Source organism: Methylomicrobium lacus LW14 (assembly GCF_000527095.1).
GTDB classification, from domain to species: domain Bacteria; phylum Pseudomonadota; class Gammaproteobacteria; order Methylococcales; family Methylomonadaceae; genus Methylomicrobium; species Methylomicrobium lacus.
Genome location: NZ_AZUN01000001.1, coordinates 2,071,465 through 2,086,758 on the forward strand (window position 1 = coordinate 2,071,465; position 15,294 = coordinate 2,086,758).

At 54.3% G+C, this 15,294-nt stretch carries 14 protein-coding genes; 9 read left to right on the forward strand and 5 right to left on the reverse strand.

Features of this window, described 5'->3' with window-relative positions; translation table 11 throughout:
• Positions 1-349: 349 nt before the first annotated feature.
• Entirely contained in the window at positions 350-511 is a 162-nt protein-coding gene (locus METLA_RS22940; RefSeq protein ID WP_161635401.1) for a hypothetical protein, read from the reverse strand.
• Between the two features lie 614 nt (positions 512-1,125).
• Here METLA_RS22940 and METLA_RS0109340 point away from each other — a divergent pair.
• Positions 1,126-1,545 (forward strand): hypothetical protein, encoded by a 420-nt coding sequence (locus METLA_RS0109340; RefSeq protein ID WP_024298301.1) that lies wholly within the window; start codon positions 1,126-1,128, stop codon positions 1,543-1,545.
• Between the two features lie 253 nt (positions 1,546-1,798).
• A complete protein-coding gene (locus tag METLA_RS0109345; RefSeq protein WP_024298302.1) occupies positions 1,799-3,409 on the forward strand; it encodes an NAD(P)/FAD-dependent oxidoreductase in 1,611 nt (536 codons plus the stop codon).
• Positions 3,410-3,430: 21 nt separating this feature from the next.
• Here METLA_RS0109345 and METLA_RS0109350 read toward each other — a convergent pair whose 3' ends face one another.
• Positions 3,431-3,784: a hypothetical protein gene (locus METLA_RS0109350; protein ID WP_024298303.1), complete on the reverse strand. Its 354-nt coding sequence runs from the start codon at positions 3,782-3,784 to the stop codon at positions 3,431-3,433.
• Between the two features lie 159 nt (positions 3,785-3,943).
• On the opposite strand from METLA_RS0109350, the gene cysD reads away from it, so the two are divergent.
• Both cysD and cysN read left to right on the forward strand, forming a co-directional pair.
• Entirely contained in the window at positions 3,944-4,852 is a 909-nt protein-coding gene (gene cysD / locus METLA_RS0109355) for a sulfate adenylyltransferase subunit CysD (protein ID WP_024298304.1), read from the forward strand.
• A 61-nt stretch (positions 4,853-4,913) separates the two neighbouring features.
• The gene (cysN, locus tag METLA_RS0109360; protein ID WP_024298305.1) at positions 4,914-6,536 is read left to right on the forward strand and encodes a sulfate adenylyltransferase subunit CysN; all 1,623 of its coding nucleotides are present in this window, start codon (positions 4,914-4,916) and stop codon (positions 6,534-6,536) included.
• Positions 6,537-6,630: 94 nt separating this feature from the next.
• On the opposite strand, the gene METLA_RS0109365 is transcribed toward cysN, so the two are convergent.
• Positions 6,631-7,272 carry an MlaC/ttg2D family ABC transporter substrate-binding protein gene (locus tag METLA_RS0109365; protein WP_024298306.1) on the reverse strand — a complete coding sequence of 214 codons (642 nt, stop codon included), beginning with the start codon at positions 7,270-7,272 and terminating at the stop codon, positions 6,631-6,633.
• A gap of 152 nt (positions 7,273-7,424) precedes the next feature.
• Between METLA_RS0109365 and hemB the strand changes: the two genes are divergently transcribed.
• The 4 genes from hemB to dinB all read left to right on the forward strand — a co-directional run bounded on the left by hemB (position 7,425) and on the right by dinB (position 10,986).
• Positions 7,425-8,429 carry a porphobilinogen synthase gene (gene hemB, locus METLA_RS0109370; protein WP_024298307.1) on the forward strand — a complete coding sequence of 335 codons (1,005 nt, stop codon included), beginning with the start codon at positions 7,425-7,427 and terminating at the stop codon, positions 8,427-8,429.
• Between the two features lie 90 nt (positions 8,430-8,519).
• Positions 8,520-9,035, forward strand: coding sequence for a hypothetical protein (locus METLA_RS0109375; protein ID WP_024298308.1), 516 nt, complete (start codon positions 8,520-8,522; stop codon positions 9,033-9,035).
• Positions 9,036-9,872: a shikimate dehydrogenase gene (gene aroE, locus METLA_RS0109380; RefSeq protein ID WP_024298309.1), complete on the forward strand. Its 837-nt coding sequence runs from the start codon at positions 9,036-9,038 to the stop codon at positions 9,870-9,872. It abuts the gene before it with no gap.
• Positions 9,873-9,900: 28 nt separating this feature from the next.
• The gene (gene dinB / locus METLA_RS0109385; protein WP_024298310.1) at positions 9,901-10,986 is read left to right on the forward strand and encodes a DNA polymerase IV; all 1,086 of its coding nucleotides are present in this window, start codon (positions 9,901-9,903) and stop codon (positions 10,984-10,986) included.
• A gap of 18 nt (positions 10,987-11,004) precedes the next feature.
• Here dinB and METLA_RS23735 read toward each other — a convergent pair whose 3' ends face one another.
• A complete protein-coding gene (locus tag METLA_RS23735; RefSeq protein WP_281171944.1) occupies positions 11,005-11,127 on the reverse strand; it encodes a hypothetical protein in 123 nt (40 codons plus the stop codon).
• A gap of 233 nt (positions 11,128-11,360) precedes the next feature.
• Here METLA_RS23735 and METLA_RS0109395 point away from each other — a divergent pair, with 233 nt between their 5' ends.
• On the forward strand, positions 11,361-13,088 hold the full coding sequence (locus METLA_RS0109395) for an ABC transporter transmembrane domain-containing protein (RefSeq protein WP_245598769.1): 1,728 nt from the start codon (positions 11,361-11,363) through the stop codon (positions 13,086-13,088).
• A gap of 372 nt (positions 13,089-13,460) precedes the next feature.
• Here METLA_RS0109395 and METLA_RS0109405 read toward each other — a convergent pair whose 3' ends face one another.
• Positions 13,461-15,071 carry an AAA family ATPase gene (locus METLA_RS0109405; protein ID WP_024298312.1) on the reverse strand — a complete coding sequence of 537 codons (1,611 nt, stop codon included), beginning with the start codon at positions 15,069-15,071 and terminating at the stop codon, positions 13,461-13,463.
• Positions 15,072-15,294 lie beyond the last annotated feature (223 nt).

The window sequence follows — 15,294 nt, forward strand, 5'->3', positions numbered from 1 at the left end:
ATCCTACGTAAAAAATTTCACAATATAACCATACAATTTTACCCTATTGAGCCCTTCTAAGCCAGATTTCTATAGCGCTGAAAGCTTGCGCGGCGACCCCAGGAAGTCAATCAACGCCAAAATGACGCTATTTTCTGCGAAAAACCCTGTATTGCAGCGCAAACGAGCGAAAAAGCACTCGGAATATTTATATAGAATTTGTAGGGTTATCAAGACTCGCCTCAAGCACGGGTTTGCGTCTGCGTCGGTTCCCCGTCATGAACCCCAAGGATTTAACCAAAGCTTAAACCCGGGTAAACGGCTTTATTTAGGCTGCGAGCCATCTTCAGGCTTGGCGACCGCCAAGACGTCACTTTTTCCGGCCGTATATTAAAAACAACGCGGCAAGAACTACAGCCGCCGCGATCTGGCCTTCCGGCGTGCGCAAAAAATGGATCATTGCAACATACACTTGATGCAGGGTCGGCATCAAGCCGTTTCCCCCGAGCAGCACCCCATATTCACCGAACATACGACCTCCTCAACAACACGACTAAGCCGCCAGATCGGCCCACAAATCTGGCGAAACCCAAAAAAATGACTCGACATTCACCTCAAAGACTTATAAAAACCGAGCCCCATTTGAGAAATTCGGCATATCCTGACCATCAAAGCCCGCTTAATAGAAGCATAGCTTAAGCTGACCGCACGACGTTCCGCATGCCACGCGTGCAGGATCCCTGCCGTACCCACAAAGTCCCCGAGACTGCGTGTTGCTAGCACCCCAACTCACCGCAAGCGCTGCCGGAAATCAAACACCCGCTCTTAGTCAAATAACCGAGTAAAACGGACATCTGTAAAGGTCAATAAACAGTCCGCGCCATTTAGGGTCTTGTTTGTATATCTTTGATCCGCACCGCATTGACACGAATCTATACTAAGTAAATATTGGTATTAACGGGGCATTCGGAAGCTTGTGTATGCCTTATTTTTTTGACCTGAACCCACCTCAACCTAACATCAAAAATATATCGCACATATGATGCCACTTAAGTAAGCCGAAAGCAAAAGCTGTTAGCCTAACACGGAAGCGAGACATTCTTTTCCATCACACAGTTTCCCTCGCGGAACGAGGTAGAAGGCTATATGATTATCTTTCTAAGAAATATCCCCATAGATACCAAGAAATACGAAATCGCGTCTTTCATCGAGCCGGTTTTTAACGATTGCTTCTTGGTCAAGGCGACAACCAGAGTATCGCTACAAGACATTGAAATCCTGGCGATTAAGGATATTGATTCGGATGTCATAGAAAAACATGCATTGATCAGGATTGTTCCGGAAGAGGTTGCAAAACGGGTAATCAAACACATCGACGGCACAGTATTCAAAAATACGCCCGTTTCGGCGCGCGAATATATCAACCGCTCGTCAACGAATGACCCGAGGCACTCAGCCTTAAATGAGGCCGCAGAGCTGCTGGATCGCCGCCTCTCGGACAGAAGGAGAAAGCCGCTGCTGAACTCCTGGCAAAAATATCCGATTCTGGTTCATACCGCACCCTAACCTTCCCCCGCGAAACAGTCCGGCCCCATTCCCGGCCGGACCGCCAAAAAATTCCCCGCGCATTGCGCGCTAAGGCTCGGGTATAATGTCCTTATAAGATTCAACCCGAGAAGCCGTCAATCCTGTGCCTGTCGATTACAAGCCCATTCTGGATGCAATCAAAGCCGGCCATTGGGATGCCGCGCATCAGTCGATTCATCTCCAATGACAACCTTGCCTGACTCAGGCATTGCCAACTCCTACTGCTAAACCGATGCTGCGAATTACCGAACTCAAGCTGCCACTCGATCATTCCGAAAGCCAGCTGCAATCCGCCATTATCAAACGCTTGGACATCGCTACCGAAGCCTTGAAAAGTTACTCGATTTTCCGCCGCAGCTACGATGCGCGGAAACGCGACAGCATTCTGCTGATTTATACGCTCGATGTCGAACTGGCAAACGAGTCCGCCGTACTGAGTCGCTTCCAGGATGATCCGCAGGTTGCGCTGACTCCGGGCACCCACTACCAACATGTCGCAGAGGCGCCCAAAGAGCTGCCGACACGGCCGGTCGTGATCGGTTTTGGCCCTTGCGGGCTGTTTGCCGGCTTGCTGTTGGCGGAAATGGGCTTTCGCCCGATCATTCTCGAACGCGGCAAGCCGGTACGCGAGCGCACGAAGGACACTTTCGGCCTGTGGCGCCGGCGCGAATTCAATCCCGAATCGAATGTGCAATTCGGCGAAGGCGGAGCCGGCACCTTTTCGGACGGCAAGCTGCATACCCAAATTAAGGACCCGCACCATTACGGCCGCAAGGTGCTGACCGAATTTGTGAAGGCCGGTGCGCCGCCGGAGATCCTCTATGTCAGCAAGCCGCACATCGGTACGTTCAAACTGGTGTCGATGATCGAGGAAATGCGCGGCACGATCGAAGCCTTGGGCGGCGAAATCCGCTTCGAAAGCCGGGTCGAGGATGTGCTGATCGAAGACGGCGCCGTGCGCGGCGTGACTCTCGCGAATGGCGAGACGATAGACACTCGCCATGTCGTGATCGCGGTCGGCCACAGCGCGCGCGACACCTTCAAAATGCTTTACGAACGCGGCGTCTATGTCGAAGCCAAACCGTTTTCGATCGGCTTCCGGATCGAACACCCGCAATCCCTAATCGACAGCTGCCGCTTCGGCAAGTACGCCGGCCACCCCCTGCTCGGCGCGGCCGACTATAAACTGGTGCACCACTGCAAGAACGGCCGCTCGGTGTACAGTTTCTGCATGTGCCCCGGCGGCACGGTGGTCGCCGCGACGTCCGAACCCGGCCATGTCGTGACCAACGGCATGAGCCAGTATTCGCGCAACGAACGCAACGCGAACAGCGGCATCGTGGTCGGCATCACGCCGGACGATTATCCGGGAAATCCCTTGGCCGGCATCGATCTGCAACGCCAACTGGAAAAAGCCGCATTTGCACTCGGCGGCGGCACCTACGACGCCCCCGGCCAACGGGTCGGCGACTTTCTCGCCGGCCGCGCCTCGACGCAATTCGGCTCCATCACCCCGTCCTATACGCCGGGCGTGCACTTGTGCGACTTGAGCACAGCCTTGCCCGCTTATGCGATCGAGGCGATTCGCGAAGCGCTTCCCGCCTTCGACAAAAAAATCCCCGGCTTTGCGATGGCGGACGCGGTGCTGACCGGCGTCGAAACCCGCACCTCATCGCCAGTCCGGATCAAGCGCAACGAACACTATCAGAGCATCAACACGCGCGGATTGTTTCCGGCCGGCGAAGGCGCGGGTTATGCCGGCGGCATCATGTCGGCCGCGATCGACGGCATCGAGGTCGCCGAGGCGGTGGCATTGAGCATCGTCGGAAACAGCAAAAAATGAGCCGCGCCGAAAAGCGCGGCGTTATTTGGAGCGCTTGGTCGTGTTGAAAACATAAGACGCCACGACTCCCCGGTTATCGAACTTGATCACCAGATCCTCGGTTTCGCCGTCGCTGAACAGGCTGTAATAATAGTCTCCGTAAGTCCAGGTTTTCATGCCGTTATCGATGCCGGTGCGCCAGGGCGCGCCGAATGTGGTGTAAATGTCGTTCTGGGTGGTCTCGCCGATGCGGATCGAGGGCACCTGGCCGGCAGGAAACTCATGGCCAATCGACGCACAACCCGACAGCAACAGCAACCCGGACAAAGCCAGTGCGGAAGCCGCCTGGCGTAAAATCCTCAAAGCGAGGCCCGAGCGAAAGAAAGCGCTTTTCATCAAAAATAATCCTTAATTAAAAATCAATTCGGCTAAATCATAGGATAAACGCAAGCGAATTTCCTGTTTTTTTGCCGGCCTCCGACTGGCAATCGGCCGTCATACCAATTAAAATAAGCGGTTACACTCACGCCTACCGATATTTAACTGGCCAAATCAATGACTGATTATAAACTCACGCATCTGAAACAGCTTGAAGCTGAAAGCATTCACATCATTCGGGAAGTCGCCGCCGAATTCGAGCGTCCGGTGATGTTGTATTCGATCGGCAAGGATTCCGCCGTGATGCTGCATTTGGCGATGAAGGCGTTTTATCCGGGCAAACCGCCGTTTCCGTTGATGCACGTCGATACGACCTGGAAATTCAAGGAAATGATCGAATTCCGGGACAAAATGGTCAAACAACTCGGCCTCGATCTGTTGGTTTATATCAATCAGGACGGCGTCGATCAAGGCATCGGCCCCTTCACCCACGGCAGCAAGAAACACACCGACGTGATGAAGACCGACGCATTGAAACAGGCATTGGACAAATACAAGTTCGACGCGGCCTTCGGCGGCGCGCGCCGAGACGAGGAAAAGTCACGCGCGAAGGAGCGGGTCTATTCGTTCCGCGACAAAAACCACCGCTGGGACCCGAAAAACCAGCGCCCGGAACTCTGGAACATCTATAACGGCAAGATCGACAAGGGCGAAAGCATCCGCGTGTTCCCGTTGTCGAACTGGACCGAGCTGGACATCTGGCAATACATCCACCTCGAAAACATCCCGATCGTGCCGCTGTATTTCGCGAAGGAACGCCCGGTCGTGAACAAGGACGGCATGTTGATCATGGTGGATGACGAACGGATGCCGATCGGCCCTGACGACAAGATCGAAATGAAAAAAGTCCGCTTCCGGACCCTCGGCTGTTATCCCCTGACCGGCGCGGTCGAGTCGAATGCGACGACGCTGCCCGAAATCATCCAGGAAATGCTGCTGACGACGACCTCCGAACGTCAGGGCCGCTTGATCGACCACGACCAGGCCGGTTCGATGGAACAGAAAAAACGCGAAGGCTATTTCTAAAAGCAGGTTAAAAGTTTCAGGGCGATACCTCTTTCGCCGAGCATCAAGGAAAAACAATTTCATGTCCCACCAGTCCGATTTAATCAGTACCGACATCAACGCCTATCTGGCGCAACACGAGCGCAAGGAACTGCTCCGTTTTTTAACCTGCGGCAATGTCGATGACGGCAAAAGCACGCTGATCGGGCGTTTGCTGCACGATTCGAAAATGATCTATGAAGATCAACTGGCCGCGGTGCAGGCGGACAGCGTCAAATCGGGCACCACCGGCGCGGGCAAGATCGATCTGGCGCTGCTCGTTGACGGCTTGCAGGCCGAGCGCGAACAAGGCATCACGATCGACGTCGCTTACCGCTATTTTTCGACCTCGACGCGCAAATTCATCATCGCCGACACCCCGGGCCACGAACAATACACCCGCAACATGGCGACCGGCGCTTCGACCTGCGATCTCGCGATCATTCTGATCGACGCGCGCTACGGCGTGCAGACCCAGACCAAGCGGCACAGCTTCATCGCCTCCTTGCTGGGCATTCAGCACATCATCGTCGCGATCAACAAGATGGACCTGGTCGATTACAGTGAAGCGACTTTCGATAAAATCAAGCAGGACTATCTGCAATTCACCGCCTCGTTAGCCTTGCATGACGTCCGCTTCATCCCGATTTCGGCGCTGGACGGCGACAACGTGGTCAACCGCAGCGGCAACATGCCCTGGTTCGGCGGCGAACCTTTGATGGACGCGCTGAACAACGTCAAGATCGCGAATGACCACAATTTCTCCGACGCGCGTTTCCCGGTGCAATATGTGAACCGGCCGAACCTGGATTTCCGCGGCTTCTGCGGCACCGTCGCGGCCGGCGTGTTCAAGCAAGGCGACAAGATCACCGCCCTGCCCTCAGGTAAATCGAGCCGGATCAAGGCTATCGTGACCTATGACGGCGAACGCGCGGAAGCCTTCCCGCCGATGGCGGTCACCTTCACCCTCGAAGACGAGATCGATATCAGCCGCGGCGACATGCTCATCGGCAATGAAACCCAACCTGCGACCGTCGCCGACAAATTCCGCGCCAAAATCGTCTGGATGCACGAAAAGGCGCTGACGCCCGGCCGCCAATATACGCTCAAACTCGCGACGCGTAGCGTGTCCGGTTCGGTATCGATGATCCATCACCGGATCGACGTGAATACGCTCGAACACCACGATGCCAGCGAATTGAAGCTGAACGAAATCGGCAATTGCACCCTCACGGTCAATGCGCCGGTCGTATTCGATCCTTACAAAACGAGCAAGGGCACCGGCTCTTTCATCATCATCGACCGTCTGACCAACGGCACGGTCGGCGCGGGCATGATCATCGGCACGACCGAAGACGAAGTGTCGCGTCCGGTCAGCATCGCAGAACGCGCGGCCCGCTTCAGCCAGCAAGCGGCGGCGATCTCGATCAGCGGCGCGAACGTCAGCGAAATCGCTTATCAACTGGAAAGAAAACTGTTCGACAACGGCCATGCCGCGACCGTGCTGGAAACTTCGGATGCAGGTTTGATTCAGGCGATCAAAAACGCCGGCTTGATTGGCTTGTGCGTGAACGGCAAGGAAGGCTGCGACAGCGCGTTCGACAGCGATAAACTGCCGCTCGACGAAATTTACAACAGCCTGAAAGACAGGAAGATTATTTACTAAAGGATAGCCCGGGCGGAAAGCTTAGCGTTTCCGCCCGGTCAACAAAGCCATCAATAAGACGGAGGCATCACTGCCGTTCCGCCTGTATTTTCGATCAGGACGCGGCTTTGGCCGACAACGCTTCCGCATTACGCTTGGCCAATCCGTCGATCACCGCCGCCAGCGAGCCTTTTTGCTGCACTTCATTGGTGAAGGTCGTCCGGTAGTTGGTGACCAGGCTGACGCCTTCGATCATGATGTCATAAACCTTCCACTGTCCGGTGTTGCTCGAAAACATCCGGTAATTGACGCCGACCGGCTGGATGCCGGGCTGCAACACTTCGGTTTTGACGATCACCTTGTTCGCGCCGGCTTCCAAGTCTATCGGCAGGAAGCGAACCGACCATTCCTTGAATTCGAGGAAGGCGCGCGAGTAGGTTCTGACCAATAAGGTTTGGAATTCGCGCTTGAAGCGTTCGCGCTCATCTGGGCTCGCCTCTTTCCACAGCTTGCCGAGCACCAGCGCGGAAATCTTGTCGAAATCGGTATGCGGATAAATCACCTCATTCACAAATGAGGCGATTTTCGCGAAATCGTTTTTAAATGATTGATCCTGTAAACGCAGTTTCAGCTTGTCGGAGGCATCCTGGATCGCCTGCTGAGGCGGCAACAAGTCTTGCGAATACGCCCCCGAAACCGGCAGCAACGTCATAAAGAACAGACATAAACCGAAAATCGTAAATTGTTTGAACTTCATAATAAACCTCAGAAAAATAGAAATCTTTTGACTGTCATTTTCAAATGCCGAAAATAACTTTCCTGATACAATAAAAACCCGCGAAGGCACTGCGGCCGGCGCGGCCTATGGTGCTCGACTGAGATTTTTCCAACCCCAAGAGCTGTGACAAGATGTCCTATCATACCATCAATTTTCCTAAAACACGCATGAGAAGAATGCGTTATAACGATTTTTCGCGCCGCTTGATGCGCGAACATCGTTTGACCGTCGACGATCTGATTTATCCCGTTTTTGTGACCGAAGACAGCAATCAAAGAGTCCCGATCGCGTCGATGCCGGGCATCGAAAGACTGTCGCTGGACCTGCTGGTCGAAGAAGCCTACGAGTTATTCAGCCTGGGCATTCCGGCCATCGCCCTGTTTCCGGTCATCACTCCCGAGAAAAAATCCGACCTTGCGAAGGAAGCCTTCAATCCGGAAGGCCTCGTGCAAAGCGCCGTCAGGGCCTTAAAAGAAGCCGTACCGGAACTCGGCATCATTACCGACGTGGCGCTCGACCCTTATACCTCGCACGGCCAGGACGGCCTGATCGACCAAGACGGCTATGTGCTGAACGACGAAACGATCGAAGTGTTGGTCAAACAGGCCCTGTCGCACGCCGATGCCGGGGCCGACATCGTCGCGCCCTCGGACATGATGGACGGACGTATCGGCGCGATAAGGCAGGCGCTGGAAGCGAACCACCATCGCAACACCCGAATCTTAGCCTATTCCGCAAAATATGCATCGAGTTTTTACGGTCCGTTCCGCGACGCCGTCGGCTCGTCGGCCGCGCTCGGCAAGGCCAATAAATATAACTACCAGATGGACCCGGCCAATTCCGACGAGGCGCTGCGCGAAATCGCGCTGGATTTGCAGGAAGGCGCCGACATGATCATGGTCAAACCCGGCATGCCCTATCTCGACATCATTCGAAGGGCCAAGGACGAATTCGGCGTGCCGACCTTCGCCTATCAGGTCTCGGGCGAATACGCGATGTTGAAAGCGGCGTCGATCAACGGCTGGCTCGATGAAAAACAGGTCGTATTGGAATCATTACTGGCATTCAAGCGCGCCGGCAGCGATGCGATTCTGACTTATTTTGCCAAATCCGTGGCAGAATGGCTGCAAGATTGATCCGCGGCTGATTCGATCGGCTCGCCGAACCGATGCCGATTGGCGGCGACCGCCGCATAAAGTATAAAAACAATAACCGGAGCCCTACACATGACCGACGATTCCATGATTTCCGCCAGACGAAGGCGCCAGATCGAAGCGATCATCCTGATCCTCTTGCTGATATTGTCTCTGACTGGCATTTTCATCAATGATTATTCGCCCGCCGACGGCTTCGGCTATTGGCTCATGATGGTCTTTGTGTTCGCATTTTTTGCGATCATCCTGGGCTGGCTGCAATCGAGGCAGCGTAGCGAGGACTTCATGACCGTGTTGCGCGAACAAGCCCTGCATTGGCTCTTCTCCCTGCTCGTGGTCGGCGGCGCGTCGATCGTGTTGAAACCGGAAGACGACTCGGGACTGATCATTCTGTTGATCCTGTCGCTGGCGACCGCTTTGGACGGCCTGCGCGTCGGCTGGCGTTTCTGCATCGTCGGCATCTTTTTAGGGGTCTCCGCGGTCATTCCGGTCTATACGGAACATTTTTTCTGGGTGGAATTGATGATCGTCGCGGGCATCGTCACCCTGACCATCATCAGAAGCTTTTGGCTGAGGAAAAACATTTAAATGAGCATAACGGACCGCTACGCCGTATTCGGCAGCCCGATCAAGCACAGCAAATCCCCCCGGATTCATCGCCTGTTCGCCGAACAGACCGGCCAAGCGTTGAGCTACGAGGCCCAGGAAGTCACGGCCGAGGCGTTTCCTGCCGAAGTTAACGGCTTCTTCGCGACCGGCGGCAAGGGGCTGAACTGCACGGTGCCGTTGAAAGAGCTGGCCTACCGCTTCGCGGGCGTCAAAACCGAACGCGCCGAACGCAGCAAGGCGGTCAACACGCTCGCGCTACAAGCGGACGGCAGCATTCTCGGCGACAACACCGACGGCTGCGGCCTGGTCACGGACCTGCTGGCAAATCATCAATTGACCCTGGCCGGCGAACGCGTGTTGATTCTCGGCGCCGGCGGCGCCAGCCGAGGCATCATCGGGCCGATCCTGGAGCAAGCGCCAAGCCGCTTGGTCATCGCAAACCGCACCGCCGATAAAGCCGTGTTGCTTGCCGAGGAATTCAACGCATTGGGCGACCTATCCGGCTGCGGCTTTGAAGCGCTCGCCCCGCTGCAATTCGACCTGATCCTGAATGCGACCTCCGCCAGCCTGAGCGGCCAGTTGCCCCCGCTGCCCGATCACCTGCTCGCAGCCGGGGGCAGTTGTTACGATCTCGCCTACGGCAACGAGCCGACCGCCTTCGTGCGCTGGGGATTAGAGCACGGCGCGCGGCTTAGCCTGGACGGCCTCGGCATGCTGGTCGAACAGGCGGCCGAAGCCTTCTACATCTGGCGCGGCGTGAGGCCGCAGACCCGACCGGTGATCGACCTGCTGGACGGGGAAAGGCAAACAAAATAGCCCGCACCCGCTTCACTCTGCTGATGTTATGACGACCGGCCGGCCTCAACGCAAAATCATTCATATCGACATGGATGCCTTTTTCGCCGCGGTCGAGCAACGCGACAACCCGGCCTATCGCGGCAAAGCCATTGTCGTCGGCGGCCGGCCGGATGCGCGGGGCGTGGTCGCGACGTGCAGCTACGAAGCCCGAAAATACGGCATCCATTCGGCGATGCCGTCTTCCCACGCTTACCGCTTGTGCCCTCAGGTCATCTTCGTAAAACCGCGTTTCGAGGTTTATAAGGAAGTCTCGGCGGTCATTCGCCGCATTTTCTCCGACTATACCGAACTGTTCGAGCCCTTGTCGCTCGATGAAGCCTATCTGGACGTAAGCGAGGTGTCGCGCTGCCAGGGTTCTGCGACCCTGATCGCGAAGGAGATCAAGGAGAAGATTCGCCGGCAAACCGGGCTGACCGCCTCGGCCGGCATTTCCTACAACAAATTTCTGGCCAAGATCGCCTCCGACATCAACAAACCCGACGGTTTGTATTTGATCACGCCCGAGCAGGGGCCGGGATTCGTCGAACAGCTGGCGATCGGCAAATTTCACGGCATCGGCAAGGCCACCGAAAAAAAGATGCATGAATTAGGCATCCGCACCGGCCTTGACCTGAAACAATGGCCTTTGCCGTTGTTGGCGCAGCATTTCGGCAAGTCGGGACAGTATTATTACGATATTGCCCGCGGCATCGACAACCGGCCGGTCCGCAATGTCCGTCCGAGTAAATCGGTCGGCGTCGAAATCACCTACCAGGAGGACCTTGAAGACACTTGCCAAATCCTGGAGCAACTCTTCGGGCTGCTGGACAAGGCCCTGACCCGGCTGGCAGCGAAGCAACTGACCGCCCATACCCTCACGATCAAGCTTAAATATCACAACTTCGTGCAGATCACGCGCAGCAGAACGCTGCCGCAGGCGATCACACGAGTCGAGGGATTCGAGGCTATCCTGGCCGATTTGCTGAAAGATACCGAGGTCGGTGCGAAAAAGGTGCGCTTGCTCGGGGTTGCACTATCCTCCCTGGACTCGGCGGCGCCATTGAATTGGCGACAACTGGACTTGTTCGATTAGTAAAATCGGCGCGGGGCTTTATTCACGCTGCTTTTGCACCGCTTTTTCATGATGATTCGGATCGTGTCGGTTTTGCCCTTTGGTATTTTCACATCCCGCGAGAAAACCCAGAATCAGAAGTATCAGAATAGATGACTTCATCATGCCCTCCTCAATCGCTTAGCGGTGAGGTTATACAATAGCAAATTCCGCTACCATATTCCGAAGAGATTCTCAGGTTAATTCCCCTCGCGAATATTTTCTCGTTTCGACTCCCGAAGCCATGAGAAAATGAAACCCGGCCCCTCAAACACCGGCTACGGATGTTACTCTCGAAATCGATCCAACCCGACTCCCCTCGACACCTGTCTTCCCTGAAGGCTTTGTGGCCTTTCATGCGCCCCTACCGCGGCAGAATAGCGCTGGCTTTTGTGCTGCTGTGCCTCGGTTCGGCCACCATCCTGCTGGTGCCGTTGGCGTTTCGCGATCTGATCGATTTCGGTTTCGGGCAACGGCAACACGCCGGCGCCGGGCTGCTGGGTTCGCTGAGCCTGAACGGGCGCTTCGCGGTTCTGTTCGGATTGGCGAGCCTGTGGGCGTTGGCCGTTTCGGCGCGATATTACACCGTGACCTGGATAGGAGAGCGAGTCACGGCAGATCTGCGCACGGCGGTGTATGCGCGGGTGCTGGTACAGTCCCCACAATTTTTCGAGACTTTGCAAACCGGCGAAGTGCTGTCGCGCCTGACCGGCGACACCATCCTGATCCAGACCGTGGTCGGCAGCTCCGTTTCGATGGGCCTCAGAAGCCTGTTCCAGTTTGTGGGCGGCATGGTCATGCTGGCGGTGACCAGTCTGCATCTGTTCTCCCTGAATCTGGGCCTGATGGCTTTATTGACGCTGCCCATCTTAGCGATCGGCCGCAAAGTGAAAAAGCTCTCCCGCGAATCGCAGGACAAAATAGCGGATGCCTCGGCACTGGCCGGCGAGATTCTGAACGCGGTACCGACGGTCCAGGCCTATACCCAGGAACAGCGGGAAACCCGACGCTTCTCCGAGCGTGCGGAAATGAGTTTCAAGACCGCAATCCGGCGCACCCGGGTGCGTGCGGCGCTGACGGCGCTAATTATCATGGCCGTGATGGGATCGATTATTTTCGTGCTGCGGATCGGCGCGAACCTGGTGCATGAGGGCGGCATGACAGGCGGACAACTGGCGTCCTTCGTGCTGTATGCGGTCCTGGTGGCGGGCGGGGTCGGCACCCTGGCGGAAGTCTGGGGCGATATCATGCGGGCGGCCGGGGCAACCGGGCGCTTACTGGAACTGCTCCATGCCCAACCCGCCATCGTCGAAGCCAATGTGCCGCAACCGCTGCCGCGCCCCGAAATAGCCGAGATTCGCTTTGACCATGTCACCTTCCGTTACCCGTCGCGACCGCAGACGGCCGCGCTCGAAGGCATCACGCTCGCTATCGCTCCGGGCGAGAGCATCGCGCTCGTCGGCCCTTCCGGTGCGGGCAAGTCCACCCTGTTCCAGCTTTTATTGCGTTTCTACGAGGTATCGGATGGCGCCATTCGATTCAACGGGCAGGACATTCGCGAACTTTCCTTACAGGAATTACGCAACAGGATTGCCATCGTGCCGCAAGATCCGGTGATCTTCTCGGCCAATGCCCTGGAAAATATTCGTTACGGCCGCCCTGATGCCAGCGATGATGAAGTCATCGCCGCCGCAAAATCGGCGCAAGTGGAAGAATTCATCAACCGCCTGCCGGAAGGCTATCAGACCTTTCTGGGGGAACGCGGTACCCGCTTATCCGGCGGACAACGCCAGCGTATCGCCATCGCTCGGGCGATTTTGAGAAATGCGCCGCTTTTGCTGCTCGACGAAGCCACCAGCGCCCTGGATGCGGAATCCGAAATCCTGGTGCAGGAAGGCTTGAACACGGCCATGCGGGGGCGTACCACCCTGATCATTGCCCACCGGTTGGCCACGGTGAAGAAGGTCGGCCGTATCATCGTCCTGAACCAGGGACGTATCGTCGAAACCGGTGCTCCCGAGGATTTACGCAAACAGAGCGGGCTGTACGCTAAGCTCGCCAGCCTGCAATTCGACATTCAATAAAGTAAAGCTCATTAATGGAAAAAGATAAAGAAGCCGAGGTGGGCAAACAGTTTCACCGTTTGCCCACCATTTAAAATAAACAGGTGGACAGAAAATTGCTGCCCACCCGGATCCAAATAAAAATAAGATTAGCAGAGGGTAGGCGTAGGGCGGTTTCGCGCCAGCAAACCGCCATTGCCTAGTGTTCAGTCTTCGAAAATATGAAAAAAACCGAAAAGATAAATCTCGGTAAGAAAGGTCCGGGTGAAATTCGGATTGGTTGGCTCCGAGAATGGTGGATTGCCTAGCGGCGAATCCACCCTACAAGTGATCCGCCGTACGGCCGTTTCGGTTGTCCGGTTCGAAGTGTTAGCCAGCGCCTCGGAGAAGGATTTATCCTAGATTGAACAGACACTCTTCGAGCTCTTTGTAAATGTTCATGTCTTCCGAAATGTGCGCCGATAAATTGAGCTTAAAGCTCTCGGGATTCACGCTTGTGGTTATTCCACAAATATTCTTTATCCGTCCTGTATGATCTTTGAGATTCTGATTAACGATATCTGTTACGAGCTCAGCGTATGCAGTTGCATTGAACTCAAGCTCGTTCTCATTGCAGTAACGCTTTAGCACTTCCTCGTCATAGAGATAATTTTCGATTTCCCAGCGCTTCAACACGCGATGATTAGCAGGATGGTTGTCAAGATAAAGCTGTCGGTCCTTCTCCGTGGTATTTTTCCCAGAGGCCATATCGCGATCTTTCAAGACCAAAATCTCTAAAGTCGAAAACACCTTGCTCAGTATGGCGAGTGCGATATCGCTTCTTTGGTCTAGTTCCGTATTTCCGCCGCTAGAGACAAATACCACATCATGGTGCTTGTCTGAAAAGATATTGTTGAAGACTTGTGCATCAAGCCCTCGTTCTCTTCCTGCGGCTCCTGGTTGATCTCGCCCTTCGCAGTAAATTATTTTCTTTGGACTAATGAGGTGAGCCAGATCATCAAGCGCAATCTCGAAAATATCCTTCCAGTTCACTCTTGTTGTCTTCATAGGAGTTAAGACATGCGTCTGTGAGGCATAATCTTTTCCACCATGAAATCGAACGATTTGGCATTTGTCTTTTAACTCTTCTTGCAGTGTTCTCAGGAAACCGATGCTATGCGTAGTTAGCCAGATTTGGCAATTATCGCCAATCAGGCGATCAATTTCGAGTAACAGGTTTTTTTGAATGCTCGTATTTATGTGCAGCTCTGGCTCATCAAGAAGAAATATTGTGTCGTTATAATCTTCTTTCCTCAGATAAAGATCGAGCAGTATGTCAACAACCTCCTTCTCGCCCGATGACAGAACATTAAAATCGAACTCGTTCGGATGGTCTGCCTTCTTGAAATATAACGTCCCTCGTGATGCTTCAATATCTCCAAGACTTGAGATCTCGAGATCAAGGCATTTGCTGATCGAAGTATTTAAATCACCGATTATTTTTTTCTTTGCTTCGCTCGGTCGGCAGTCTGTTGCGTGCATGTACTTATTGAACTCGACATATAGTCGCCTGTAGTTCTCCTCCATCTTGTCATCGAGATCCGAAGCTGAGGTGGCACCATAGCTGTTTTGCCACAGCTCCGCAGTTGCTCTTGACTCCTTTACCTTGAGGTAATTGTTATACCTATAGGGACTCCTGAATGAAAACATGGTCTTTTCTCTTCCGATTTTCTTCTTGGCGTCTTGAACCTCACCGAAAGATCCTTCCATAAACTCAATAGTGACGTTTTGGTAACTGTAATTTGGCGTCTTGTTCATTGAGTGGTATTCGTAATCTTTCCCGCCTTTGTTCCCGATTCTGTTGTAGGCGTTAAAGAAGAAGAGAATTCCATCTAGAACGCTGCTCTTTCCGCAACCGTTTGGTCCAACAAGAGCAATTATCCTTTTAGGATTGTCTCCAAGGTCGATCGTGAGATCATGAAATCTCTTGTATCCATTCATCAGGCGGAGTTTTTTTATTTTCACGGTATCGCTGTCTTAGATGTGATTAATGGTTTTTAGTGGTTGCACCGCATTCATCGCGGAATATGGCTAACTAGTAATTCAATAGTTTCCGTATAATAGCTGATTGGTTAGCATAGGGTTTTTCTTTCTGTTTATCATCAGCGATCAGTAATAATGGCCGGTAATGACCTAATTGCTGCCATTGAAACAGATTGATCGAAAGACCGCAACGGGTCGCTATGTT

Excerpts from the sequence above, each read along its gene's own strand:
- METLA_RS0109375 (WP_024298308.1), top strand. The coding sequence starts at position 8,520 with ATGACCGACGATTCCATGATTTCCGCCAGACGAAGGCGCCAGATCGAA.
- cysN (WP_024298305.1), top strand. The coding sequence starts at position 4,914 with ATGTCCCACCAGTCCGATTTAATCAGTACCGACATCAACGCCTATCTG.
- METLA_RS0109350 (WP_024298303.1), bottom strand. The coding sequence starts at position 3,784 with ATGAAAAGCGCTTTCTTTCGCTCGGGCCTCGCTTTGAGGATTTTACGC.
- METLA_RS0109340 (WP_024298301.1), top strand. The coding sequence starts at position 1,126 with ATGATTATCTTTCTAAGAAATATCCCCATAGATACCAAGAAATACGAA.
- METLA_RS23735 (WP_281171944.1), bottom strand. The coding sequence starts at position 11,127 with ATGAAGTCATCTATTCTGATACTTCTGATTCTGGGTTTTCTCGCGGGA.
- METLA_RS22940 (WP_161635401.1), bottom strand. The coding sequence starts at position 511 with ATGTTCGGTGAATATGGGGTGCTGCTCGGGGGAAACGGCTTGATGCCG.
- hemB (WP_024298307.1), top strand. The coding sequence starts at position 7,425 with ATGTCCTATCATACCATCAATTTTCCTAAAACACGCATGAGAAGAATG.
- METLA_RS0109365 (WP_024298306.1), bottom strand. The coding sequence starts at position 7,272 with ATGAAGTTCAAACAATTTACGATTTTCGGTTTATGTCTGTTCTTTATG.
- cysD (WP_024298304.1), top strand. The coding sequence starts at position 3,944 with ATGACTGATTATAAACTCACGCATCTGAAACAGCTTGAAGCTGAAAGC.
- METLA_RS0109345 (WP_024298302.1), top strand. The coding sequence starts at position 1,799 with ATGCTGCGAATTACCGAACTCAAGCTGCCACTCGATCATTCCGAAAGC.
- dinB (WP_024298310.1), top strand. The coding sequence starts at position 9,901 with ATGACGACCGGCCGGCCTCAACGCAAAATCATTCATATCGACATGGAT.
- METLA_RS0109395 (WP_245598769.1), top strand. The coding sequence starts at position 11,361 with ATGCGCCCCTACCGCGGCAGAATAGCGCTGGCTTTTGTGCTGCTGTGC.
- aroE (WP_024298309.1), top strand. The coding sequence starts at position 9,036 with ATGAGCATAACGGACCGCTACGCCGTATTCGGCAGCCCGATCAAGCAC.